The sequence below is a fragment of the Blautia sp. ZXY-1-B12 genome (assembly GCF_056339915.1).
Genome location: NZ_JBWJVP010000259.1, coordinates 1 through 22,248, shown reverse-complemented (window position 1 = coordinate 22,248; position 22,248 = coordinate 1). Strand labels below are relative to the sequence as shown.

At 41.0% G+C, this 22,248-nt stretch carries 25 protein-coding genes and 3 pseudogenes; 16 read left to right on the top strand and 12 right to left on the bottom strand.

Annotated elements, in window-relative coordinates; translation table 11 throughout:
- Nucleotides 1-215: zinc ribbon domain-containing protein (locus AC075L_RS18245; protein WP_476387993.1), on the top strand; the 215-nt coding region annotated here is incomplete at its 5' end.
- A 618-nt stretch (nt 216-833) separates the two neighbouring features.
- Here AC075L_RS18245 and AC075L_RS18240 read toward each other — a convergent pair.
- The 3 genes and pseudogenes from AC075L_RS18240 to AC075L_RS18230 all read right to left on the bottom strand — a co-directional run bounded on the left by AC075L_RS18240 (nt 834) and on the right by AC075L_RS18230 (nt 2,858).
- Nucleotides 834-2,010: pseudogene (locus AC075L_RS18240) on the bottom strand (IS91 family transposase).
- Nucleotides 2,011-2,100: 90 nt separating this feature from the next.
- Nucleotides 2,101-2,580 carry a tyrosine-type recombinase/integrase gene (locus tag AC075L_RS18235; RefSeq protein ID WP_476387992.1) on the bottom strand — a complete coding sequence of 160 codons (480 nt, stop codon included), beginning with the start codon at nt 2,578-2,580 and terminating at the stop codon, nt 2,101-2,103.
- Nucleotides 2,581-2,612: 32 nt separating this feature from the next.
- A complete protein-coding gene (locus AC075L_RS18230) occupies nt 2,613-2,858 on the bottom strand; it encodes a hypothetical protein (protein WP_476387991.1) in 246 nt (81 codons plus the stop codon).
- A gap of 359 nt (nt 2,859-3,217) precedes the next feature.
- Between AC075L_RS18230 and AC075L_RS18225 the strand changes: the two genes are divergently transcribed.
- Nucleotides 3,218-3,910 carry a CPBP family intramembrane glutamic endopeptidase gene (locus AC075L_RS18225; protein ID WP_008707459.1) on the top strand — a complete coding sequence of 231 codons (693 nt, stop codon included), beginning with the start codon at nt 3,218-3,220 and terminating at the stop codon, nt 3,908-3,910.
- 423 nt (nt 3,911-4,333) lie between these two features.
- Here AC075L_RS18225 and AC075L_RS18220 read toward each other — a convergent pair whose 3' ends face one another.
- Both AC075L_RS18220 and AC075L_RS18215 read right to left on the bottom strand, forming a co-directional pair.
- Nucleotides 4,334-5,629 (bottom strand): tyrosine-type recombinase/integrase, encoded by a 1,296-nt coding sequence (locus AC075L_RS18220; RefSeq protein ID WP_015520977.1) that lies wholly within the window; start codon nt 5,627-5,629, stop codon nt 4,334-4,336.
- Nucleotides 5,630-5,789: 160 nt separating this feature from the next.
- Nucleotides 5,790-6,419, bottom strand: coding sequence for a helix-turn-helix domain-containing protein (locus AC075L_RS18215; protein ID WP_012744229.1), 630 nt, complete (start codon nt 6,417-6,419; stop codon nt 5,790-5,792).
- 174 nt (nt 6,420-6,593) lie between these two features.
- On the opposite strand from AC075L_RS18215, the gene AC075L_RS18210 reads away from it, so the two are divergent.
- The 8 genes and pseudogenes from AC075L_RS18210 to AC075L_RS18175 form a co-directional block, all read left to right on the top strand.
- A complete protein-coding gene (locus tag AC075L_RS18210) occupies nt 6,594-6,824 on the top strand; it encodes a helix-turn-helix domain-containing protein (RefSeq protein ID WP_003505382.1) in 231 nt (76 codons plus the stop codon).
- Nucleotides 6,825-6,968: 144 nt separating this feature from the next.
- On the top strand, nt 6,969-7,283 hold the full coding sequence (locus AC075L_RS18205) for a hypothetical protein (protein ID WP_014080633.1): 315 nt from the start codon (nt 6,969-6,971) through the stop codon (nt 7,281-7,283).
- A complete protein-coding gene (locus AC075L_RS18200; RefSeq protein WP_118024518.1) occupies nt 7,283-7,588 on the top strand; it encodes a hypothetical protein in 306 nt (101 codons plus the stop codon). Before AC075L_RS18205 ends, AC075L_RS18200 begins: the two co-directional genes overlap by 1 nt.
- Nucleotides 7,564-9,285 (top strand): MobA/MobL family protein, encoded by a 1,722-nt coding sequence (locus tag AC075L_RS18195; protein ID WP_476387990.1) that lies wholly within the window; start codon nt 7,564-7,566, stop codon nt 9,283-9,285. Before AC075L_RS18200 ends, AC075L_RS18195 begins: the two co-directional genes overlap by 25 nt.
- Complete coding sequence (locus AC075L_RS18190; protein WP_476387989.1) at nt 9,263-9,973, top strand: DUF6040 family protein; 711 nt, start codon at nt 9,263-9,265, stop codon at nt 9,971-9,973. The genes AC075L_RS18195 and AC075L_RS18190 overlap by 23 nt, the downstream gene beginning before the upstream one ends.
- An 88-nt stretch (nt 9,974-10,061) precedes the next feature.
- Nucleotides 10,062-10,655, top strand: coding sequence for a type IV toxin-antitoxin system AbiEi family antitoxin domain-containing protein (locus AC075L_RS18185; RefSeq protein WP_003505367.1), 594 nt, complete (start codon nt 10,062-10,064; stop codon nt 10,653-10,655).
- Nucleotides 10,656-11,519, top strand: coding sequence for a nucleotidyl transferase AbiEii/AbiGii toxin family protein (locus AC075L_RS18180; protein ID WP_227250082.1), 864 nt, complete (start codon nt 10,656-10,658; stop codon nt 11,517-11,519).
- 148 nt (nt 11,520-11,667) lie between these two features.
- Nucleotides 11,668-11,946, top strand: a pseudogene (locus tag AC075L_RS18175) (response regulator); the annotation flags it as partial.
- A 10-nt stretch (nt 11,947-11,956) separates the two neighbouring features.
- On the opposite strand, the gene AC075L_RS18170 reads toward AC075L_RS18175, so the two are convergent.
- The 6 genes from AC075L_RS18170 to AC075L_RS18145 form a co-directional block, all read right to left on the bottom strand.
- Nucleotides 11,957-13,630 (bottom strand): recombinase family protein, encoded by a 1,674-nt coding sequence (locus tag AC075L_RS18170; RefSeq protein ID WP_002604471.1) that lies wholly within the window; start codon nt 13,628-13,630, stop codon nt 11,957-11,959.
- A gap of 77 nt (nt 13,631-13,707) precedes the next feature.
- Nucleotides 13,708-13,881 carry a transposon-encoded TnpW family protein gene (locus tag AC075L_RS18165; RefSeq protein WP_002604472.1) on the bottom strand — a complete coding sequence of 58 codons (174 nt, stop codon included), beginning with the start codon at nt 13,879-13,881 and terminating at the stop codon, nt 13,708-13,710.
- Between the two features lie 458 nt (nt 13,882-14,339).
- Entirely contained in the window at nt 14,340-14,582 is a 243-nt protein-coding gene (locus AC075L_RS18160) for a helix-turn-helix domain-containing protein (protein ID WP_002604473.1), read from the bottom strand.
- Nucleotides 14,566-15,003 (bottom strand): sigma-70 family RNA polymerase sigma factor, encoded by a 438-nt coding sequence (locus AC075L_RS18155; RefSeq protein WP_002604474.1) that lies wholly within the window; start codon nt 15,001-15,003, stop codon nt 14,566-14,568. The genes AC075L_RS18160 and AC075L_RS18155 overlap by 17 nt, the downstream gene beginning before the upstream one ends.
- Before the next feature lie 473 nt (nt 15,004-15,476).
- Complete coding sequence (rlmN, locus tag AC075L_RS18150; protein ID WP_002584956.1) at nt 15,477-16,460, bottom strand: 23S rRNA (adenine(2503)-C(2))-methyltransferase RlmN; 984 nt, start codon at nt 16,458-16,460, stop codon at nt 15,477-15,479.
- Nucleotides 16,461-16,476: 16 nt separating this feature from the next.
- On the bottom strand, nt 16,477-16,662 hold the full coding sequence (locus tag AC075L_RS18145) for a cysteine-rich KTR domain-containing protein (protein WP_003431289.1): 186 nt from the start codon (nt 16,660-16,662) through the stop codon (nt 16,477-16,479).
- 398 nt (nt 16,663-17,060) lie between these two features.
- Here AC075L_RS18145 and AC075L_RS18140 point away from each other — a divergent pair, with 398 nt between their 5' ends.
- The 3 genes from AC075L_RS18140 (at nt 17,061) to AC075L_RS18130 (ending at nt 18,145) form a co-directional block, all read left to right on the top strand.
- Nucleotides 17,061-17,417, top strand: coding sequence for a helix-turn-helix transcriptional regulator (locus tag AC075L_RS18140; RefSeq protein ID WP_002584957.1), 357 nt, complete (start codon nt 17,061-17,063; stop codon nt 17,415-17,417).
- 201 nt (nt 17,418-17,618) lie between these two features.
- Entirely contained in the window at nt 17,619-17,948 is a 330-nt protein-coding gene (locus AC075L_RS18135; protein ID WP_002584958.1) for a plasmid mobilization protein, read from the top strand.
- On the top strand, nt 17,909-18,145 hold the full coding sequence (locus AC075L_RS18130; RefSeq protein WP_416386143.1) for a relaxase/mobilization nuclease domain-containing protein: 237 nt from the start codon (nt 17,909-17,911) through the stop codon (nt 18,143-18,145). The genes AC075L_RS18135 and AC075L_RS18130 overlap by 40 nt, the downstream gene beginning before the upstream one ends.
- Here the strand turns inward: AC075L_RS18130 and AC075L_RS18125 are convergent.
- Nucleotides 18,106-18,210: pseudogene (locus AC075L_RS18125) on the bottom strand (DUF6061 family protein); the annotation flags it as partial. The gene AC075L_RS18130 and the pseudogene AC075L_RS18125 overlap by 40 nt on opposite strands.
- A 427-nt stretch (nt 18,211-18,637) precedes the next feature.
- Here AC075L_RS18125 and AC075L_RS18120 point away from each other — a divergent pair.
- From AC075L_RS18120 to AC075L_RS18110, 3 genes are all read left to right on the top strand, one after another.
- Nucleotides 18,638-19,342 carry a zinc-ribbon domain-containing protein gene (locus AC075L_RS18120; RefSeq protein WP_227083587.1) on the top strand — a complete coding sequence of 235 codons (705 nt, stop codon included), beginning with the start codon at nt 18,638-18,640 and terminating at the stop codon, nt 19,340-19,342.
- Nucleotides 19,343-19,714: 372 nt separating this feature from the next.
- Nucleotides 19,715-20,317, top strand: coding sequence for a tyrosine-type recombinase/integrase (locus AC075L_RS18115; RefSeq protein ID WP_476387988.1), 603 nt, complete (start codon nt 19,715-19,717; stop codon nt 20,315-20,317).
- Between the two features lie 375 nt (nt 20,318-20,692).
- Entirely contained in the window at nt 20,693-22,006 is a 1,314-nt protein-coding gene (locus tag AC075L_RS18110; protein ID WP_070100053.1) for an IS30 family transposase, read from the top strand.
- Nucleotides 22,007-22,248: the final 242 nt, after the last annotated feature.

The window sequence follows — 22,248 nt, the reverse complement described above, 5'->3', positions numbered from 1 at the left end:
TGCTGGATTATAAGCTTGCCTGGAAGGGAAAAGAATTAGTAAAGGTAGACCGCTTTTTCCCGTCAAGCAAAAAATGCAGTAAATGCGGAAAGATAAAAAAAGAGCTGAAATTATTCGAAAGAGTTTACCGCTGTACGTGCGGAAATGAGATGGACAGAGATCGAAATGCAGCAATCAACATCCGTGAAGAGGCAAGAAGGATGCTGGCAGCATAAACTGTCCGTATCCGGACGAGACAATCAGTACGAAATCTGCCCGTGTCCGGGAAAAAAATCGCGGGGCACGCGAGGATAGCTTGTAGATACTTGGCTCAGTAGAGCCATTGAGCGAGAAGAGCCCCCACTTCAAAATCAGAGATTTAAGTGGTGGGAGCATGTCACGAAAATATGGGCTGGAAAATAGTCACAGCCACTCTGTGATTTATATGCCAGGTGGATTCCACAATTGACTGGAAAGAAAAACAGCTTATAAAACGGGTGAAATCTCAATCGGAATTGACTGAGCTGAAAGCGAGGGATACTTCTTGTCCGAGGGGCAAGAAGGTGGAACTAAAAATAATTAGAACAATCGTTAAGGAAAGAATCGAAGGTGGTGCAAACGAAAAAGCAGTATTGAGACTTTTCATTAACTGCCCTTTCGTTTGCATCAATTTCGATTTTTTCTGGTTGAACAAAGCGCGTCAGCTCTATATGGACTTTTAATTCTGACACTCTATTTGTAATAGGATAGCGTGTACACATAGAAACACATAGAATTTATAATTCAGTCCTGTATTATGACACCAGAAATAAGCCTCCTTAAGGAAGCTAAAAAAAATATACAGTTACGATACGTTAACAGAGCATATGTGGTTTTGGTTTTATAAAATGTTGTTCTGTAGGCAGAGGAATAATTTTACCACCACAAGAAGAACACTTGCATATATCTTTATTATAAAGAAGGTGGATAATGGCAGGTGCATCCATATCTTTCAGTTTAGAAATATATTTTTTGCAGCCAAGGATGTTTCTGCACATGGTAATCTTTTTCTTCTTATTTCTGGATGAAAGAAGACCATAGTGCCTGATACGTACAAAACGCTTTGGAGGAACATGCATTAAAAATCGACGGATAAATTCCTCGCCGGATAGGGTGATCTCTTTCCAAAGTCCTTGATTTTTGTAATCTTTAGCAGAAAATGTAACTGTAGATTCTGTCATGCCTTTGATACGGTAGTTGCTGATAGCAATCCGATGAGTGTATTTTCCAAGGTACCTGATGACAGATTCGGCACCGTCAAATGGTTTCTTACAATAAGGAATCCATTCCTTTGCATAGCAGATATTTAACAATTCCTTGAAAGTATAGTAGTTTTTGTAAGGTGCAGCCGATCCATGAAATTCAAGCCTGTCATTTTCCCAGAGCTGCTTAAGTTCAGCCATATATTTTCCACGAAACGTTTTGGAAATCACCTTAATCGGAAGGAAAAAATCTTTCCCGTTGTCTTTCCAATGATTTTTCACATCCAGCCCTCCACCAAGAACAATTGCATGGATATGAGGATGAAAGTTCATGGTACTTCCCCATGTATGGAGGATACAAATATAGCCGATATCAGTCCCAAGATATTTACTATCAGCAGCAAGTTCACTGAGAGTATCTGAAGCCGCATGATAAAGAGCAGCGTATAAGAATTTCTGGTTGCTGTAGATAATGGGATTGAGTTCTTCTGGAACTGTAAAAACCACATGGAAATAAGGAGCATCTAAGATATCCTCCCGCCGTGCATCTACCCATTTTTCTTTTGGAAACTCCTGACACATAGGACAGCACCTGTCACGGCAGGAGTTATAGTGGACTGATATGCAGCCGCAGTCCTCGCATACGCTTACATTCACACCAAAGGCACCAGTTTTGCAATTCATGATGTGATAGGCGGCCTTTCGCTGAGCGGGAGAAATACTCATGTGTGGATTCAAAAGATGGATAAAAACGATGAAAAACATCCTGAATCGTACAATTCTTACTCATGATTCACCACCTTCCGGGTTGTCGAACGGGCTGCGGATTCCAAGAAGTGTCTTGTTGCTCACATGAAGGTAAACATCTGTAGAGCGAGGATCAACATGTCCCAAGAAGTGACTGGATATATTTTATATCTGTGCCACTTTCGAATAGGTGGCTGGCAAAACTATGACGGCACGCATGAGAGGAAACATGACGGTTAATGCCGGCAAGTTTAGCACTTTTCTTAAAGAACTGGTTAACACTGGCTATATCAAGATATCCACCGGACCAGGAACTTGGGAAAAGGATATCTTTAGGGCGACCACATTTGTACCAATACTCTGTGAGAAGGTCTAAATTTTTTTGAGACAGAATTGTATACCTGTCAATTCTGCCTTTGGTTTCACGAACATGAATTGTCATGTTGGTACGGGAAATGTCATCATAATGGAGATGAACGACCTCCGATACACGTAATCCGGAAGAATACATAGTTGCAATAATCGCTTTATGTTTCAGATTCGGAGTGGCGTCAATGATTGCATTTATTTCATCGCGGGACAGAATAGCAGGAAGATTGCGCTCTCTTTTCATAGCCGGAACAGTGTCATCATCCCAGACAGTCTTCAGCACCTTTTTATATAAGAACTTGATTGCAGACCGATAGTGATTGTGAGTTTCAGGAGACCTGCCTTCCAGACGTTTGGCAGTAAGAAAACTTTCCGCATCTTCAAGTGTGTAAGATCAGAAACATTTTTTTCAATCCAACGAAGGAAGTAGCTGACATCAGAGCAATACAATTGAATAGTTCTTTCACGCAGGTTACGTTTCTCCGCTTCATTGCGGATGGATTCAAAAATATCTTTATACATAATAAAACCTCCAGAATAAGTAGTGTTAATAATTACATTTACCTATTTGGAGGTGCATTAGCGTCATAATTCCGATTGCGGAAGAGACTAGAAAATGTTATTCTTATCATAGGCAGTGGAGCTTTCTTAGTTCAGTTGTTTCGTGTGGTAACTTAACAATAACGGATTATGAAAAGTAATTCCACTGCTTTTTTAATAAAAATAAAACTGCGCCACAGCCTTGGCAGGCCATCGCGCAGCGATTTTGTTCAATCGTAATTTGTAGGAGTAGGCTAAAAACCTTTATAAAGAATGGTTTATACCGAAAGAGAATTTTTCTACAGAAATGAACGAATTGACTGGGAGGCTTTGAAATAAAAATGTCAGATAAAGATAAAAAAACATTAGCTTTGCCAGCGAGAATTATTATTATATTTCTCATATGTACAGCAGATATTTTAGTAGCCGCTTATTTTATTTATACATGGAAACAAAATGGTACAGTCGTTGTAGTCAGAAATGCATCTGATAATATTTTTGGTATTTTTCGCCAGAGTCTGGTTGTTTCTATGGTTGCAATCATAGTGATTTTAATTTTTTTCATGATATTAAGAAAAAAATTCATATCAGAAATGTACCTAAAAATATCAGGAAAAAAGCAGAAGACAACGGTGCTTATCCTGACAGCGATTCTTGGGGCAGTAACCGTTTTCTGTTTGATCACAAAAGCAGATAAAATAACAATATTGTATAATTTGCTGTATTATACGGTATTTATTGCAATGGAAGAGGAACTTTTGGTAAGGGGTATATGTGTGTATTTGTTAAAAGATGAAAATAATTATATCCGTTATCTTGTACCAAATATTTTGTTTGCTGCCATGCATCTGTTCTCCTATACAAACTGGGGAAAAATCACACTGGTTTATGTATTTTCATTTATTACGTCACAAATGCTAGGACTGATATTAACTGGATGTATTTTCCAGTATCTGAAAGAAAAATCAGGCACAATTTGGATTCCAGTGCTGGTTCATGCGATTCTGGATTATATGGTTGTGCTGGGGTATTGAATATGCACTATATAGAGAAAGTCTGAAGGAATCTTGAAAATTGGACAGCAGTTATTGTACAATACGGACTTATAGGAAAAAGATACGTTAAATACCAGGGAGATAAGAAATATAGAACGTTGCAAGAACAGAGCATAAAAAGCTGTACGCCTTGATGTTCTGGGTGCTTGTAAGTCAGCAGAACGCCTTTATATAAGCTGCGGTTTTTGATTTGTAGAAGTCAAAGAAATGTATTACGAAGATACTGGATAGACAGAGTACAGGATGTTTGAGTTGAACTTATAAATTCCAGTTTGCCGAAATATATTTCTAACTTTCCCTATTTTACAGACATTCCAGCCCATTCATTAGTGAAATGATATGTATTTTCCCTTATTTTTGCCCTTATGAGATAATCGTAAGGGAAATAAGGGAAAGTTTTATTTAGTCGTTGCCTGCCACTTTATCAAGTAACTTTGCGGATTCCCGCTTGGCTTTTCTTGTGGAATGGGCGTAGACATTCATTGTGGTACTGACATCTGAGTGTCCTAACAGTTCCTGTACATCTTTCGGAGCTGCTCCATTTGCCAGAAGGTTGCTTGTGTAGGTGTGTCGCAACTGGTGAAAATGAAATCCTTCAAATCCATCCAGTTTCTGAGCAATCTTCCTGCAAACAATTCCTAACGTGCTTGGCAGTTCCAAACTTCCATCCGGTCTTAAGCAGACAAAGGATATTTCCTTATAATCTTCTGGAACATTCTCTGTTCCGTCCAAATGATAGAACTCATAGTAAACTCTGTTTTTGTCTTTTACTTCTCTGTAGTAGTTTTTGTGGTAAAGTTCTCCGTACTGCATTCGGTTTTTAAGCTGTTCCTTTTGGGCATTACGAAGAATCTCTGCCAGTGTATCTCCAAAATCAACAATCCTTACCTTTTTTCGTTTGGTTGGTCCGATGATATTCTTGTGCCTTGAACCATCATAGCGGATACTGCGTCTGATTGTAAGGCACTGTTCTTCAAGATTTACATCCTGCCATGCCAGACCACAGGCTTCACCGATACGAAGTCCTGCATAATAAGCTATCTGGATTGGAAGTATTGCCGGTGGATTGTAATCCTGTAGAAATTCAATCAGTCTTTCATAATCCTCTCGTGGAATTGGCTGTATATCGCCATCCATGTCATCATCAGAAAACAGGTCAACCTCATCCGTCTGGTATTTCAGCTTAATATACTGCATCGGATTGAAAGTGATATATTGCTTTGGTGATACTGCAAACCGGAATGACTGCTGTAATACTGCCGAGAAAGAACGAATGTAATCTTTGCTGTAACCTTTTCTTTCTGAACCATCTGGATAAGTGCCACCAAAGGAAAGCAGATCGAAGAAGGCTTGTAAATGCTCAGATGTTACATTTTTCAACTTTCTCTCTGAAATTGGATGCTTCTTGATGTTGGTAATAGCACCAAGGTAATTCTGGACTGTCCCATTACTGAGAGTACCGGTCTTTAATTCTTCCTCTGCCCATATATCAAGTAATTCTCCAACTGTAATATTTTCCGACTTTGCAATGAATTTCTTGCTTTCGTAATCGTCCATTGCCTGACGGAGCAGTTTTTCCGTTTCACTTTTGCTTTCTGTTCCAGCGTATTCTTTCTGAACCAGATTGCCGCTTGCATCTTCTACATAGAAGCGGTAGTACCATTTCTTTCCTTTTTTTCTTACAGATCCTTTTGCCATAATCGTGTGTCTCCTTTCGATATCAGACAATCGGAACTGATGAAATGCTTCTTGCGTGTAGGCATCTTATGGACAAGTCCATAAGCCAATTCGCCGCTCGTCAAATCTGTAAACAGCCTGACTTGCTCGTGCTCATTGTATCATAACTCCGGTTGTCGTTCTATACCGAATCGGAATCCTCATACAAAACTTCTGATAAAAGATTTTCAAGCCTTTGTTCTGCCATTTCCGGTTTCTTGGAATAGAGCCTTACAATATCTGCCATATCATTAAAGGCATTAACGGTATGGGTGATCTCCCGGAGAAACATAATCTCGTTATATTCATCATTCGATTCAAATCCCATTGCCTTTGCAATATCCGCTTCATTCGTGTTGCCCTTGTAATTCTTGCAGGCAAACTGGAATGATTCAAGAAACAGGTTATATTGCTTTAACATCAACAGCAGTAAATCTTTGGAAAAAGCATCTTCCTTTTTACTAAGGTCGAGAGGTAACTGTTTGAGAATATCGCCCATTGCATCACGAATCTGTAATTCTTTCTTATCCGTAATATCGGTTTCGTATTCATCGGTTTCCCCCTTGAGCCATTCAATAGATACATGAAGTGCTTCCGAAAGACCTTCCAGCACCATCTTTTTGGTATTGTCAATCGAACCATTCTCATAACGCAGGATTGTGGAAGCGGTAACTCCCATCTTCTCTGCAACATAAGGCTGTGTCAGATTTAATTCCAGACGACGCTGTTTTGCCCTGCTACCTATCAGCTTGCGTAGTTCTTTATCTTTCATGCTGATTGCCTCCTTTTTCGGTATGTATGAATTATAGCATGTACCTCACATAATTGCAATATGCAATATAATAATTATTTTTAAAATTTCATAACGCTTGACAACACAATATAAAACCGCTATACTAACAGCACAACAAAAATTGCATAATGCAATTTATAAGGAGGTGACAAGATGACGGAAAGAAAGATTGCATTATCCATCGAGGAAGCAGCCGACTATACAGGAATTGGCAGAAACACTTTGAGAAAGCTGGTTGAATGGAAGAAGCTTCCGGTATTAAAGGTCGGAAGAAAAGTCCTTATTAAAACTGACATTCTGGAAAAGTTCATGGAAGCCAACGAGGGGCGTGATCTGAGGGATAAAGGAAATGTAAAAGCTGTCACAAGAAATGTGGCAACTTAAAAAGGCGGCTTCCTAAGAAACCGCCAAAGGTTCTATCAGACCGAAGCCATGATATACCTACACGCAAGAGGATTATACCATGTGCTTCTCCTGATATGCAACCGGGAACTGTTGTTTATCGGAAAAAGAAAGGATGAAGACGATATGGCGAAATCAACAAAGACTTATGAAGAAAGAATACGTGCATTAGAGAAAAAGGAACAGGAAAGCATTGAAGCTACAAAAAAGCTCATTGCACAGCGGAAGGAACTGGAAAAGCGAAAGAAAGCAGAGGAAAGTAAAAAACGAACCCATAGGCTCTGTCAGATTGGTGGCGCAGTGGAATCGGTTCTTGGCTGTCCGATTGAGGAGGAAGATTTACCAAAGTTGATAGGCTTCTTAAAAAGGCAGGAAACAAACGGAAAGTTTTTCTCAAAGGCGATGCAGAAAGAGCCACTTACAGATATGGAGGAAGTGTAATGGCGGAGGGAGTGGTTTTTCCATTCCCTTCATTGCCTTTGAATGAAGGGCGCACTTATGGACAACCAGAGGTCGTCCTTATAAGTTTGCCACAAGTGGCAACCGGTCTGCGCTTACGCTTGCCGGGCTCGTTCCGTCGGCGGGGCTTTCAGCCAGACCTGCTCATGCCGCAGGGGGCACTCTTGCGCAGAGGGCGTTCCGACAGCTTCACTCCTGCAAAACCAGAAGAAGATGCTGTCGGAAATCAATGCCGGATACGGCAGAAAGGGGGAATCGTATCATGGCGATATTTCACTTTACAGTAAAGATTGTCGGGCGCAGTAAAGGAAAATCTGTCATATCCGCATCGGCATATCTTAATGGAGATGTGATGAAGAATGAGGAAACAGGCAGAATCAGTTACTATACTTCCAAAAAGGAAGTCGTCTACACCAGTCTGATGATGTGCGAAAATGCACCTCCTGAATGGCTGCATGTACCGGAAGAAAATATAAAAAGGTTTCAACAGTCTATCCGTTATAAAAGAGCGGATGATAAAGATGCCGCACTGGAAAAGTTTAAAATCACATTTCAGAAACAGCGTCTATGGAATGAGGTCTTAAAGATAGAAAAAAATGCAGATGCACAGCTTGGACGCTCATTTGAATTTTCCCTGCCGAAAGAATGGAGCAGACAGGAACAGATTGATTATACAACCGAATATATTCAAAAAACTTTCGTGGACAAGGGAATGTGTGCCGATTGGAGCATACACGATAAGAACGATGGGAACCCACATGTGCATTTACTTGTAACCATGCGACCATTCAATCCAGATCACTCATGGGGCAACAAAGAAGTCAAGGACTGGGATTTTGTCAGAGATACTGACGGAAATATCGTGGTTGATGAATCCCACCCGGACTGGTGGCAGGATAAGAAAAATCCTGACCGGCATGGAATCCGCATTCCGGTACTTGATGAAAACGGAGTACAGAAAGTCGGGGCAAGAAACAGAAAACAATGGAAACGGGTTCTGACTGACGCTACCGGATGGAACAATCCAAAGAATTGTGAGTTATGGCGAAGCGAATGGGCTGGGATGTGTAACCGGCATTTATCCATAGACAATCAGATTGACCACCGCTCTTATGAAAGACAGGGCAAATTAAAAGTCCCTATGATTCATGAGGGTGCGGATGCAAGAAAGATTGACGAAAAATATCTCACCGGACAGATAAGGAAAGGTTCATGGAAGGTTGAGGAAAACCGGATGATTAAAAAACAAAATGCACTGTTACAAAAGGTAATTGCAACCTTTGGTAAGGTATCCGGTGCATTGTCAATGTGGAGGGAGTGTTTGAATGACATTAGAAGAAAGCAAAGAAGTAATTCCCATGATGGAAGCAATGATTACACAGATAGAGGGACAACAGAATATCATGGCAGAGATGCTTCAGGAGATACAGGAAAAGGACGAGAAGCTGATGTGCTTTCAGGAGCAGGAAGAACGATTGCAGCAATTAGAGAAAGAATTATCAGAACTGCTTCAAATCTTGCCGGATACAGAAGAACTGCTGATGCTTCTGGAAGAAAAGGCAGACCAGATACAGCGACTTACAGACGAGAATCAGCAATGGCAGGAATTAGCACAGAAATTAAACAGCGAGAACCGATTATTACAGAAACAGAACAGCGAATTACTGACATTGAACAGCAGATAGAGAAAGCGAGGGATATAGATGACAGAATACGAAAACTCAAAGAGCGACGATCAACTGGAAGAACTGCTAATGCTGACAGAGCAGATGCAGGAAGAACTCGACCAGAAAGACCGGACTATCGAGAAATTGAAAATGCAGATCGACGAATCGCTGACCTTGAACGAGAAGTTAAACAGCGAGAACAAAGCAGGGAACATTCAAGCCTTAAAGAACGACTTGAGGAAAACAAAAGAATTATTGCAGAGCGAGAAAGAGAAAACGCACGCTGCCGAAATCATGACAGAGGAATGTCAAGATAAGCTAAGGCAGGCAGAACAGGAACGGGATTATGCACTCTCCCATCAGAAAAAAGTAGAGATACCGGTTGAAAAGCCGGTATTCTATCAAAAGTGCTGGAATTGTAACCAGACAGCTTATCTGAAAGCGAAGGAAAGGTATGATACACAGAGAGAAAAACTGGCAGGCAGATATAAAGCAAAAACAGTCATGTATGAAGCATTGATATTTCTGTTGATATGGTATTCCGTATCAACTACTCTTTTTCAGATGATACGGTCAAAAATATTTATTTCTGATTGCGTGGTATTCTTTGATACAATCGCCACTTTTATACAGACCATTGCAGGGTGGATTATACTGACAGGAAAGAACATGGCACAGATTAGTAATGGAATATCCAATCCTGTCGTTGCCGGAATTGTATATTGGCTGATAAGAATACTGATCTGCGGTGGATGTTTGGTGGGTGCTGGAATACTTGTAGCATTTATAGAGATAAAGATTGCAGAGTTATATAAGAAGTGCTGTTGGGATATGATTACCATAATGGTAATACTTATAAGCATGGCAACAGCTATCTACTTTGGGAAGTGGATAAAGACAACATTGCCAATCAATCTGCTATTTCTCTTATTATTCGTGCAACTGGTATATGTTGGAATCAGGTGGTATGTAAAGGGATGGCGAGAAACAAGGGGATATCATTAAAACAAAAATACCGATATTTTATTGGTACTATATGTCTTTACTTTCGTGCTAATATATATTATCATATTAGCACGAAAGGAGAAAGCATATGACTCAGTTTGAAAAATTAGATTTGTTGTTGCGTGAATGTGGAGGGACAATTCAGACATTTCAAGTTCTAAATAATGGAATTAGTAAGTCTGTGTTTTATGCATATGTGAAGGAACGAGGATTAGAACAAGCTGCTCATGGTGTGTATGTATCGCCGGATACGTGGACAGATGCAATGTACCTTTTGCATTTACGTTGTGGTCAAGCTGTATTTTCTCATGAAACTGCATTGTTTTTTCATGATTTAACGGACAGAGAGCCTTTGAAATACACCATAACAGTAAGAACTGGATATAATCCAAGTCGTTTGCAGGAAGACGGTTTTCAAGTGTACACAGTAAAAAAGGATTTACATGAAATAGGAATCATAGCTATGCAGACATCATTCGGACATTCCGTTCCCGTTTATGACATGGAGAGAACAATTTGTGATCTGCTTCGTAGCAGAAAAAATGTTGAAATGCAGGTCTTTCAAGACGCATTGAAACAATATGCAAAACGTAAGGATAAAAACTTACGGATGCTTATGAAATACGCAGCTATGTTTCATGTTGAAAACATACTTAGACCATATTTGGAGGTGTTACTTTAGATGATAACAACGGCAAGACAATTAAAGGATTTAATTCGTAATCTGTCAAAGAAAAAATCCGCAGATGCACAGATTTTGATGCGGAATTATATGATGGAACGTTTTTTAGAACGAATTTCTTTATCAGAGTATAAAAACCAGTTTATATTAAAAGGTGGAATGCTTGTGGCGGCAATGGTTGGTCTGGATGCCAGAGCTACTATGGATCTGGATGCTACCATAAAAGGCACTAATGTTAGTGTGGAGGATGTAGAAATGATTATATCCCAAATTATATCAATTCCACTGGACGATGGTGTTTCATTTCGGGTCAAACGGATATCGGAAATCATGGAAGAAGCAGATTATCCTGGTGTTCGTGTAAGCATGGAAACGAAATTTGATGGTGTAATCACACCATTAAAGATTGATATTTCTACAGGGGATGTAATTACACCAAGAGAAATCAAGTACAAATTTAATCTTATGCTTGAAGACCGCACTATTGAGGTATGGGCATATAATCTGGAAACGGTATTGGCTGAAAAATTGGAAACTGTTGTTAGTCGAAACGTTACAAATACACGAATGAGAGATTTTTATGATATTTATATTTTACAAAAGTTGTATGGAGAACAACTCCAAAAACAAGTTTTATGGACTGCACTTGTGGCTACAGCCAAAAAAAGGGGAACATTAGACCTGATAGAAGCTGAGGATATAAGAGAAATATTTGATGAAATTGAATCAAGTCCGGTTATGGAGACCTTATGGAAAACATATCAAAAAAATTATTCTTATGCTGCTGATATTTCATGGCATGCAATTGTGAAGTCAATCTGTGCATTATATGGAAGTATATTGGAGAATATGTATGACACATAAAAAACTGATATGTAAATTACGTTAGCATTTTGAGTTGCCTAAATTCGAAAGTTAGGAAAATCTTAATAATTTCTCAGGCAATCCATTGTGAATTTAGATGTTGTATTTGCTATACTTAATTGGAAATATGAGCAAAGGAGTTGAAAATATGTCTGAAAAGATATTGATTATAGATGACGAGCAAGATATAGCGGATCTGTTGGAGGTCTACTTGAAAAACGAAAATTACGTCGTTTATAAATTTTACTGCGCAACGGATGCCATGTCGTGTATTGAAAGCGGCGACATTGATCTTGCCATTCTGGATATTATGCTCCCGGATATGAACGGCTTTTCACTTTGCCAGCTTATCCGAAAGAAATACACTTATCCAATCATAATGCTAACGGCTAAAATTGAGGAAACGGATAAAATAACGGGGCTGACATTTGCTGGGGTTAGATAGCGATACTTTTTACATCTACCATGTTGCGGCGGTCATGGTTGACAACTTGCGTCGGCTCCTGCTCGGTATCAACCTGTCCGACAAAGCTATAATGGATTTCGATTTTCCGGGTGTTGGTTTCCCGGTCTAATTCATGTATCAAAATACGGTCGATAAACTCATGGACGTTTTCATAGGTCAATTCCTGTATGTCGCTGTATTTCCCGACAATCTGAATAAACCTTGATATATCCCTTTTTCGCTCGGTAACGGTTGCGATCTGCTGTTGTAACTCGTCTATCCTTGCGGCAAGGGATTTCTTTTCGTCCTCATAGCCGGAAGTTAGAAACACAAACCGTTCATCTGTCAGTCTGCCTAATGCGTTGTCCTCATACAGCTTGCGGAAAAGCGTGTCAAGTTCGGTCATACGCGCCTGTGCTTTGAAAAGTTCCTTTTGCTGCTGCGCTAATGCCTTTCTCGCTTCCATGTCGCCGTACTCGGTAGCTTTACAGATAAAGTCCTGTTCGTGTTCCTTAACATACCGCAAAACCCGCCGCATATCTTCCAGCACTAAATCAAGAAGTACGTTTTTGCGGATATAATGAGAGGTACACTCGCTGCCTGTCCTTGCCCTGTTGCGCCATGCGCCGCAAGAATAGGAAAACTTGCGCGGCTCGATATTTACGCCCTGTTGGTAATACATCTTATGTCTGCAACCAGCGCAAAACAGCAAGCCGGAAAAAATATCAATCTCCGCTGCTTTTGTCGGGCGGTGGCGGGTAGCAATCCGCTTTTGCGCAAGTTCAAAGGTTTCCTCGTCAACAAGCGGCTCATGGGTGTTTGGGAAGAAATAGCGTTGTTCTTCTTCGTTCTTCCGGGTCTTTTTCGACTTGTAGGATACCTTGTGAGTTTTCGCGGTTATGGTATGCCCTAAATATTCCTGCCTTGCTAATATGTCATAGAGCGTTTTGTCCGGCCAAGTATAGGGGGCGATCATTGCCCGCTGATACCGCGCCTGTCCTGTACGCTGATAGCGCAACGCTCCAATCGTCAAGACTTTGTTTTCCGCAAGCCATTTTTGGATTTCGCACATACGCACGCCGCTAACAAACATAGCGAAAACCTGTTTGACAATCGGCGCGGTTTCCGGGTCGGGTATAAGGTGGTGGCGGTTGTTCGGGTCTGGGATATAGCCGTATGGATATTCCCCGTTGACGCGCTCGCCTTTTTGCGCCTGTGCCTGTTTAACTGCGCGGATTTTCTTGCTTGTGTCGCGGGCGTAAAACTCGTTAAACCAGTTCCGCAAGGGGGTAAACTCGTTATCCTCCCGCGCTGTGTCAACTCCGTCGTTGATCGCGATATAGCGTACTCCGTTTTCGGGAAATACAATCTCTATGAGTTCGCCCGTTTTCAGATAGTTTCTGCCAAGACGGGAAAGGTCTTTGGTAATGACCGTCGCCACTCGTCCGGCTTCCACTTCCTGCAACATCGCTTGCAGCCCCTCGCGCTCAAAACTCACGCCGGAAAATCCGTCGTCCACAAAAAACTTTGTGTTCAAAAAATGGTGTTCGTCCGCATAGCGTTGAAGTATCATTTTTTGGTGCTGTATGCTTCCGCTTTCTCCGGCTTGCATATCCTCTTGACTTAAACGGCAGTAAAGGGCGGTGATTTTATTCGACTGTAACATTAGTCCTCCTTTCCGACAGCCGAATAAACAGGTATAATGTGTTGCTATCATTATACCATATCCCGCCGCCTAATGCACTACTCGGACGCTAAAAATCCCGGATTTCCGGGCTTTTTCTGCAAATCCTTTACAATGAGTTTCTCAATCTTTTTATGGATTGTATCGGTTGCCTTTTCACTCGGCAACGCTTGAACAAGATAGGTGATTTTCCCTATTTTGCGTTCGGTTGTAATTGTCTGTTTTTTATCCATTAGAAAAACCTCCTTTTCCTGTATGGATAAACTATATTCGTCAAAAGGCAAAAACGGGCGGTTGTTAGCTGCAACCTCACGGGAGTTTCACCCCGGCCCATGCTTATGGGTGCGCCGCGCAATACTTTGAGGGTGTTCAACGCGGGAGTATCATTGTGCCGCCTTGTATGTCGTCGCCCACAAGCTGCTAAACCTGTTTTACGGCGCGGTAGTTCTCGCTCGGCTTTTCCCCTATGGGGAAAAGCTGTCATGGCGTACCCGCCGACTGGCTCGGTACAGACGGAATGTACCCGTTTGCCTGTTATGCTGCGCACCAAAGGCCGCTTTCTTTGTCAAAGAACAATAGGCTTTGTCGGCCTGCAAAAGCACATCAACAGCGGATATGCTTTTGCGGAACGACAAATAGCCCATAACGGGAAGCGTGGAAAGGGGACACGCTCCCCGCATGGGCTAAAAGATTATCCTACATGAAAAGCAAGGGTGCGGGTAATAAGGCGCACTTGCAGCCTGTTACGCATTTCCTCGTCCACATAGGAATAGGTATTGCCCGCGTCGTCTTTCAGCGTGCGGGTACAAAGTTTCGCTATGTAACCCTCGTAGTGCTTCAAGATCGCGCACATGGCGGTTGTGTCGCCGTTTGCCGCTGCGGAAATGACAGGGAACGGCAACAGATTTTCAGACTTCCTAACGGTATTCATCATCTGCTTTTCCCTCCAAATACTGTTTGATTTTCGCAAGCGCGGATTTCCTGTGCCGGAAAACCGTCGTGCGTACAACATTCAGCAGTTCGCCAATTTCCGCGTCGCTCATATCCAAGAAGTAGGACAAAAGGATAATGTCGCGTTTCCTTTCGGGCAAAGCGTTAAGGGCTTCGGCAAGCAGTTCATTTTTGACGAGTACATCAAAGCCGGACACTTGAAAACGGAAATAATCGCTTTCGTATTCGTCCGTTGTGAAAAGCTGCGCGAGTTCGCTTTCGCTCAAATCCGAAAAAGTAACTTCGCGTGCTGCGCGTTTCGCAAGAGTGCGGCGGTGGCTTTTCGCTTCGCCGACCAAAGTTTTCTTTGCTAATGCGTCGTACTGATGTTGTATTCTTTCCTTGTCGGAAGAAGATAGCTCCATAGAGTTCACCTCCTTCCCGCGTGGAGTAGAGGACGGGAGTTAAGGGCTTGTCCTCTCTGCCCCTTTCGCTCCGTACCCGTTCGGGAGATGGCTCTTGAGTGCGCTTTTCAGAAAAAAGTTGAAAAAAGCAAAATGCGCCCGTCCGCAAGACGCGGACGGGCGCAAAGGAAATGTAAGCAGTAGCTAAATGTATTGACAGTTCACATTCATAGCCGGAATATCCCGCTTGCGGAGCATAGCTTTTTTTGACCGCAAAGCATTAGGCGGGTTACAGTAAATAAAAATGGACACGGCGATACCTCCCCGATACCGCCGTATCCTTAAAAAAGGGCGACTTTAATACACTACCCGCAATCCATTCTATAATAGGGAACAGCGGCTTTTGCGCAATATTAAATAAAAAAGCCGATAACACATAGGTTTTTTGACCTAATGCGTTATCGGCTCTGCGTCTATGCGTCTGGCACTTTTAATCATTTTTTTTTGAATTTATTATATGTGTTAGCTAACTGTCCACAAGCCGCGTTAATCTCTCTGCCATGAGAAACTCTCATAGTAACTTCAAGTCCTGCTTGCTCTAATTGATGTTTGAATGCAACTATTTCCCGTTTCTGTGGTGCTTTAATTCTTGAATTGCTTGTTGGGTTGTATTGTAACACGTTAATCATAACTTTTTTGCCCCGAAACCATTTTGCAAGTTGTCTTACATCTGAGGGCCGGTCATTTATACCCGGTAAAAGCAAATACGCAAAGACAATTTTGCGATTATGCCTTTCAGAATAGGATAAGGCTTGCTTAACAACATCTTCAATAGCATATATGCGCATGTGAGGAATAATACGATTTCTTGCAGATTGTGTTGCTGCGTGTAAAGATATTGTCAACTGAATTTTAAGATGTTCCTCGCGCAATTTTTTTAATTGATCGACCGGACCAACTGTTGATATGGTAATGCCGTCGGTTGGAAAGTTGAGCCCATATCTATCTCGGAGAATATGGATTGCTTTTATCAAGTTGTCATAATTGAATAAAGGCTCTCCCATACCCATAAAAACGATACGGTTTACTTTTCGACGCAACAATATAATCTGTTGTACGATTTCTGACGATGTTAGATTACGAACAAAGCCATTTCGCCCGGACTCACAAAAAATACAACCAACAGGACAACCGACTTGTGTGCTCACGCAAACAGTTCCACCATCTCGCCGCTTGATAAAAACCGTTTCAATGTATTTGTTGTCTTTCAGTTCGTAAACATACTTTTCAGTATCACTGCTTTTGCAAATATTTTTTACCAACATTGATAGATTTTTTTTGCGTGGTAATTGCTTATATAATTCTTCATATAAGGCTTTTGCTTCATTCTCGCCAATAACTTCCGACATTTCTTTGTAAGTAAATCCGTATGGATCATTCCGTACTTCCGCAGGCGTATATTTAGGTAAACGTTTCATTTTTATATCCTTTCTTCTAAATAATAAAAGTTTGTTTTTCTGTATTTTTGATTACAATCTCTAATTTTTCTACATCAATGATATGCGTCAATTTGCATTTAGGGCAGAAAAGAGGAAAATCTTTTAATACAGTATTATGAAATACTTGAACTCTCGTCTTTCCGTTACAAATCGGACATTTTATCCAATATTTTTTAAGCATTATATTTCACTCGTCCTTTTTACACAAAAAAATGCAGGTCAATCCTCAACATGAGCATTGACCTGCATTTATAATGCACAGAGCAGTACAACAAAACTAAGGCATAGCTTGCACTATGTCTATACTATATCTATACGTCGTTAGTTTTTTGTATAGCATCCGCAAAATAAGCATGACAAAAAAGCCCATGTTGAAAATGGGAAAATCCTTTTTTTCAATGCTTATCTAATACGCATGCTATGCAACATAAACGCCACCTCCTTTTACATAAATTTTATTTTATCAGAAAATCAGTCTACTGTCAATACACAACAGGAAGTATTTAACCTAATGATATGAATTGTGTGGACATATCCAAAAAGAAAGGTGAACTGTAAAATGTAACAGGGTGAATGAAAATGGCAAAAAGACCCGTACCATTGTACGACTTTAAGGCTTTCGGGGCAGCTATAAAAGCCGCGAGAAATGAATACGGCGAGAGCCGCAAAAAGGTAAGCGACGAGTTATATATTTCCCCGCGCTACCTTGCGAATATCGAGAACAAGGGACAACAGCCGAGTTTACAGGTATTCTATGACCTTGTAACCCGGTATCATATTTCGGTAGATCAATTTTTCTTCCCGAACAGCAATGCGGAGAAATCCACCGGGCGGCGGCAGCTTGACGCGCTGCTGGACGGTATGAGCGATAAAGGCATACGGATTGTAACCGCAACAGCAAGGGAGATAACGGAAGTCGAAAAAGCAGAGGATTAACCTCACAATATGAGAAATCGGGAGATTGCAGCGCATGGCGGCTGCAATCTTTTTTTGCGTCCAAAATCAAAGGAACGCGCAACAAATACCGCCTTTCGGTGGGGGTATGGAGTAGATAGCAAGCACAGCAAACGAGTACCCGTTTGCGGAAAATGCTTGTTGGGATAATCCCAAACCCTTATACCGAAAGGCGGTGCGGAAATGGAAAACCGAAAGAGAAATATACAGATGAAGTTTTACGTTACGGAAGAAGAAAAGCGGCTGATCGACGAGAAGATGAAGCAGCTTCCCATAAAGCAGTATGGGGCATACTTCCGTAAAATGGCGATAGACGGGTATATTCTTGTCGTTGACCGAAGCGACACAAAAGCATATATCCGGGAACTGCAAGCGGTGAGCCGGAACATCAACCAAATTGCAAAACGCGCCAATGCGACGGGGACGGTTTACAGGCAGGATATAGAGGACATTAAAAAGGCGGTGGACGAGATATGGCGGTTACAAAGACGCACCCTATTAAATCAACCTTAAAGGCTGCGATAGACTATATCTTAAATCCCGAAAAGACAGACGGGAAGCTGCTTGCGTCCTCTTTCGGCTGCGGGCTGGAAACCGCCGATATTGAGTTTGCATGGACGCGGGAAGCTGCCGGAGATCGCGGCACACATTTAGGGCGGCACTTGATACAATCCTTTGCGGTGGGAGAACAGTCAATGCGGAGCATATAGCCAACAGAGGTGTAAACATCAATACTGTTGCGCTTGGGATTGTATTCTGCAAATATTGTTCTCATCGTATTAAATCTCCTTATCGTTAAATCAATCATTTGTTGCAAAAATCAGAAGCATTTCAATCAGTTCACAATGTCACTTTTATTTTGTGTTATACTGTTTTATATAATTTTCTTGCCCTTGTTTTTGCCCTTATCAGAGTTCGTAAACACTGGTGGGACGATATAACGCAAGGGAAACAATAAGGGAAAGCTCACCTGCGATAAACTTTGTGTTTTCAAGGGATTGAGAGATATTTGATAATAAAATATAACAGTTATTAAATCCCTTGGAATATATGAAATCTCAATTCAAGTTTGTCTGGTTGTCCTTTGAGAGGGGAGAAATCCTTTTCTCAAAGGGCTTTTTCTATTTATACGGATATTCGCAAACTACAAGACAAAGCTAAAACTTCATATACTCTAAGCACAAGGAGGTTGAGGTTTGGCTATGAATAACAGTTTAGCAGAAGTACATCCGGAACTTGTTTCGGAGTGGTCGGAGAAAAACTTACCGCTTACACCCGATGACATTACTTTCGGTTCAAATAAAAAAGTATGGTGGAAAGGTACTTGTGGTCACGAATGGCAGACAAGCGTTAAGGCTCGTTCAAATGGAGAAAAATGCCCGATATGTTCCGGTGCGAGAGTGATTGCAGGTATTAACGATTTGGCGACATTAGAGCCGCTACTGGTAAAGCAGTGGTCGAAAAAGAATAAGATAAAACCGACAGAGGTTTCTATTGGTTCTCATAAGAAAGTAATTTGGAGATGTAAAAAAGGACACGAGTGGGAAGCTGCCGTTAAGAGCAGGACAATAAATAAAACAGGTTGCCCGTATTGCTCCCATAATAAAGTGTTGGCAGGATTTAATGACTTTGCAACGCTTCTGCCGGATATAGCTGCCGAGTGGTCGGACAGAAATTATCCGTTACTTCCAACTCAGGTTACGGTCTTTGCCAATCGTAAGGCGTGGTGGAAGTGTAAGGATTGCGGCAGAGAGTGGAACACCCTTATTTCTACCCGTTCCGGTGGGAGTAAATGCCCGTATTGCAGTGGGTACATATTCTCGAAAGGGTTTAATGATTTGCAGACAACACATCCTGAAATTCAGAAAAGTTGGCTATTGAGTCAGGAAGTGCCGATGAGAATTTAGAAATAATGAAAGCATATATGTGCAAGCAAAGAGGAATAAGGCTGATTAAGCTGCCGATGAAAGGCACAGAACTGGATTATGCCAATAATTTAAAGAAAGCTTTTCAGAGCGTACATATATTTATTTCTTCCGATACCGAGGAAGATGTGGAGATAATCAAAAATACATTTGAAAGATGGAGGGACAGCCAATGAGAGAGAAAACCTATCATCTATACTTAAATGAAGAAGAACGAAGCCGAGTGATACAATCGCTCATTGAACTGAAGAACAATTTAGCAGCCCAGGGACGATACACCGACGCAGGAGCTATTTCTGAAATTTCCTGAAAACCCACCCTGTATATGAACACTGGTATCCGGTCTTTGCAGTAATGATAGGAACTGGACTTCGTGTGGGGGAAGTAACTGGATTGAGATGGTGTGATATTGATATGGAAAGTGGAATGATTGATGTTAATCATACTCTTGTATATTATGACCACAGAACCAAGGGAAGTAAAAGTGGCTGTTATTTCAATGTAAATACAACGAAGACTCCGGCGAGTATGAGGCAGGTTCCAATGCTCGGTTTTGTGAAAGAAGCATTTGAACATGAGAAACAGAAGCAGGAAGATGTAGGACTTCATTGCGAGGTCACGATTGACGGATATACAGATTTTATTTTCATCAATCGTTTTGGTCAGGCACAGCACCAAGCCACACTCAACAAAGCAATCCGAAGAATTATCCGTGATTGCAATGATGAGCAGTTTTTGCACAGTGATGAACCTGATGTGTTACTTCCTCATTTTAGCTGCCACTCGCTTAGACATACATTTACAACAAGAATGTGTGAAGCTGGAGTAAATATAAAGGTCATTCAAGACGCACTCGGACATTCAGATATTTCAACTACACTGAACATCTATGCTGATGTTACAAAAGAAATGAAAGCGGAAGAGTTCAAAGGATTGGATAGCTACTTCAAAGTATAATATTGGACTTCACATACAGAAAGAGAACATACAGAGTGTTGTGTGTTCTTTTTTTCGTTGGATAAAAAGAGAAATGCTTGAATAACTGCGCGTCGCATTCTCGTTACTTTAGTGATGAGTTAGACGCGCAAATTTTTTATTCAAAGAAAGAACATATGTTTACTTCTGGCACTATATGTGCTAAAATATAGCCATGGGTAGTAGAAAAAAACTTAAATGAAAAACTAAATTCCGGTTTTGGACCAAATGCAAGAGTAAATTCTATATAGGTCGAAGTTACTTTTGCACACATATTTGCCATATTGTCTTTGATAATCATTACTCCGTATAATGTACTTGCAGCTGATTGCCTGCCTGTGCAGATTGGAGATAATTATGAAAAATAAAGGCAATCAGAAACATTTAACATTTGAACAGCGTGTTGATATCGAGAAAGGTCTTACTGAGAATAAAAGCTTCACTGAAATTGGACGAATTATTGGTAAAAATCCATCTACCATATCAAAGGAAGTACGTCTCCACGCACATACAAAAGAACGTCCGGATTCAGGTTACACTCACCCGCCATGTATTCATCGCAAGAACTGTAAGGTGACATGCTTGTGTGATAAGATGTGTGGCATTCATTGTAAGCTTTGCAGAAAACCATCCTTTCGCTGCACTGATATATGTCCCGCATATGAGACAGCTGAATGTGAGAAACTGAATAAACCTCCCTACGTATGTAATGGCTGTGGTAAAAAGACCCATTGTCTTATGCCCAGAAAGTTTTATTCATCCAAATATGCCCATGATGAGTACCGTAGCGTGCTAGTCGATTGCAGAGTCGGCATTAACCAGACTCCGGAAAGCATTCAATCCATGAATGATTTATTGGTTCCATTGATCAAGGAGAAGCATCAGTCCATCGGTCATATTTATGCTACTCATGCAGAAGAATTGGGTTGCTCCAGAAGAACACTTTACTCCTACATCAATGATTGTGTATTCGATGTCCGCAATGGTGACTTAAGACGTTCTGTACGTTATAAGAAACGCAAGAAACCTACACAGACCAGTGCAAAAGATCGTTCTTATCGTCAAGGTCATAACTACGAAAATTTCCAGAATTATATGAAAGATCATCCAGATATAAATGTTGTGGAAATGGACTGCGTGGAAGGAATGAAAGGCGAAAGCTGCGCCCTCTTGACCTTTACATTCCGCAACTGCAATCTTATGCTTATGTTCCTGTTGGAATATCAAGACCAGGAATGCGTGTTAGAGGTCTTTGTATGGCTTGAAACAGTGTTAGGACAGGATGCATTCAAAAAGCTTTTTCCGGTGATCCTCACGGATGGAGGTTCAGAATTCTCAGCTCGTGAAGAGATGGAGGAATTCTGTGACGGAAGTAAAAGCACGACGGTCTTTTACTGTGATCCATACAGCTTTTGGCAAAAAGGTGCCTGCGAAAAGAACCACGAGTATATCCGCTACATCCGTCCGAAAGGGAGTTCATTCGCTGATTTAAATGACGAGAAAGTCAGACTTATGATGAATCACATAAACAACGAAAAAAGAGACAGTCTTAATGGACATAGCCCATATGAACTCTCTCTTTTACTCTTGGACAACAAACTGCACAAAGCATTAGGATTAAAGGCAATCGCACCTGATGATGTTATGCTTAGTCCAAAACTTATAAAATAAAATAGTAAAGCACAGGCAGATTTCACTGCACCAGAATTTAGTCTTGCACATAAGGCATGTGGAATTTAGTCTCGCACACTATTTTCAGATGCCCGATTAGTATGCATAAAAACATAAATCATGAGTGCTTACAGGTTTATTATAAGACAAAAAAATAGAATTGTTAAGGTGCATTACAGAATTTAATCCCGCATAGTTACTGAGATAATCCACAGCTGGAATTTAGTTTTTCATTTAAGTGT

Coding starts and splice junctions, on each gene's coding strand:
- AC075L_RS18225 (WP_008707459.1), top strand. CDS start 3,218: ATGTCAGATAAAGATAAAAAAACATTAGCTTTGCCAGCGAGAATTATT.
- AC075L_RS18120 (WP_227083587.1), top strand. CDS start 18,638: ATGAATAACAGTTTAGCAGAAGTACATCCGGAACTTGTTTCGGAGTGG.
- AC075L_RS18130 (WP_416386143.1), top strand. CDS start 17,909: ATGGCGGTTACAAAGACGCACCCTATTAAATCAACCTTAAAGGCTGCG.
- AC075L_RS18115 (WP_476387988.1), top strand. CDS start 19,715: ATGATAGGAACTGGACTTCGTGTGGGGGAAGTAACTGGATTGAGATGG.
- rlmN (WP_002584956.1), bottom strand. CDS start 16,460: ATGAAACGTTTACCTAAATATACGCCTGCGGAAGTACGGAATGATCCA.
- AC075L_RS18185 (WP_003505367.1), top strand. CDS start 10,062: ATGACTCAGTTTGAAAAATTAGATTTGTTGTTGCGTGAATGTGGAGGG.
- AC075L_RS18215 (WP_012744229.1), bottom strand. CDS start 6,419: ATGAAAGATAAAGAACTACGCAAGCTGATAGGTAGCAGGGCAAAACAG.
- AC075L_RS18190 (WP_476387989.1), top strand. CDS start 9,263: ATGACAGAGGAATGTCAAGATAAGCTAAGGCAGGCAGAACAGGAACGG.
- AC075L_RS18160 (WP_002604473.1), bottom strand. CDS start 14,582: ATGATGAATACCGTTAGGAAGTCTGAAAATCTGTTGCCGTTCCCTGTC.
- AC075L_RS18195 (WP_476387990.1), top strand. CDS start 7,564: ATGGCGATATTTCACTTTACAGTAAAGATTGTCGGGCGCAGTAAAGGA.
- AC075L_RS18135 (WP_002584958.1), top strand. CDS start 17,619: ATGGAAAACCGAAAGAGAAATATACAGATGAAGTTTTACGTTACGGAA.
- AC075L_RS18235 (WP_476387992.1), bottom strand. CDS start 2,580: ATGAAAAGAGAGCGCAATCTTCCTGCTATTCTGTCCCGCGATGAAATA.
- AC075L_RS18140 (WP_002584957.1), top strand. CDS start 17,061: ATGGCAAAAAGACCCGTACCATTGTACGACTTTAAGGCTTTCGGGGCA.
- AC075L_RS18210 (WP_003505382.1), top strand. CDS start 6,594: ATGACGGAAAGAAAGATTGCATTATCCATCGAGGAAGCAGCCGACTAT.
- AC075L_RS18110 (WP_070100053.1), top strand. CDS start 20,693: ATGAAAAATAAAGGCAATCAGAAACATTTAACATTTGAACAGCGTGTT.
- AC075L_RS18220 (WP_015520977.1), bottom strand. CDS start 5,629: ATGGCAAAAGGATCTGTAAGAAAAAAAGGAAAGAAATGGTACTACCGC.
- AC075L_RS18205 (WP_014080633.1), top strand. CDS start 6,969: ATGGCGAAATCAACAAAGACTTATGAAGAAAGAATACGTGCATTAGAG.
- AC075L_RS18200 (WP_118024518.1), top strand. CDS start 7,283: ATGGCGGAGGGAGTGGTTTTTCCATTCCCTTCATTGCCTTTGAATGAA.
- AC075L_RS18145 (WP_003431289.1), bottom strand. CDS start 16,662: ATGCTTAAAAAATATTGGATAAAATGTCCGATTTGTAACGGAAAGACG.
- AC075L_RS18165 (WP_002604472.1), bottom strand. CDS start 13,881: ATGGATAAAAAACAGACAATTACAACCGAACGCAAAATAGGGAAAATC.
- AC075L_RS18170 (WP_002604471.1), bottom strand. CDS start 13,630: ATGTTACAGTCGAATAAAATCACCGCCCTTTACTGCCGTTTAAGTCAA.
- AC075L_RS18155 (WP_002604474.1), bottom strand. CDS start 15,003: ATGGAGCTATCTTCTTCCGACAAGGAAAGAATACAACATCAGTACGAC.
- AC075L_RS18180 (WP_227250082.1), top strand. CDS start 10,656: ATGATAACAACGGCAAGACAATTAAAGGATTTAATTCGTAATCTGTCA.
- AC075L_RS18230 (WP_476387991.1), bottom strand. CDS start 2,858: ATGTATAAAGATATTTTTGAATCCATCCGCAATGAAGCGGAGAAACGT.